Annotated in this window: 1 protein-coding gene; it reads right to left on the minus strand. The window is 62.7% G+C overall.

Features of this window, described 5'->3' with window-relative positions:
* Positions 1 to 608, minus strand: a 608-nt coding sequence (locus AABA86_RS33690; protein ID WP_338309807.1) for a 3-hydroxyacyl-CoA dehydrogenase NAD-binding domain-containing protein, incomplete at its 3' end; no start/stop codon positions are given.
* Positions 609 to 723: the final 115 nt, after the last annotated feature.

Consider the following 723-nt stretch of genomic DNA (forward strand, 5'->3'; position numbering starts at 1 on the left):
ATCGCCTCGTTGATCATCGGCAGCAGGATGCGGTTGACGATGAAGGCCGGGAAATCCTCGGAGACCGCGACCTGCTTGCCGAGCTTGGCAACGAATTCCTTGGACGCCTCGAAGGTCTGGTCGTCGGTGGCGATGCCGCGGATCAGTTCCACCAGCTCCATCAGCGGCACCGGATTCATGAAGTGAATGCCGATGAAGCGCTCGGGCCGGTCGGTGGCGGCGGCAAGCCGGGTGATCGAGATCGAGGACGTATCGGAGGCAACGATCGCCTCGGGCTTCAGCACCGCGCAGAGCTCGTGGAAGATCTTGCGCTTGACCTCTTCCTTCTCGACCGCGGTCTCGATCACGAGGTCGCAGTCGGCGAGGTCGTCCAGCTTCTCGGCGGACGTGATGCGCGCCATCGCCTTGGCCTTGTCGTCCTCGGAGACGGCCTTCTTGGAGACCTGGCGCGCCAGATTGCCGTTGATGGTGGCCATGCCCGACTTGAGGCGATCAGGCGAAACGTCGTTGAGCACCACGTCGAAGCCGGCCAGCGCCGCGACATGCGCGATGCCGTTGCCCATCTGACCCGCGCCGATCACGCCGACCTTCTTGATCACTGCCGCCATAATGTCATCCACCGGAACGGCGCGCGACGCGCCTGCCTATCCCCCGAGCCGGGAGGTCTGATTTGATCAGAAGCTTGATTTAATCAGAACCCGGGCTCGAAACCTAGATTGGATC

It is taken from the genome of Bradyrhizobium sp. TM233, assembly GCF_036247965.1.
GTDB classification, from domain to species: Bacteria; Pseudomonadota; Alphaproteobacteria; order Rhizobiales; family Xanthobacteraceae; genus Bradyrhizobium; species Bradyrhizobium ottawaense.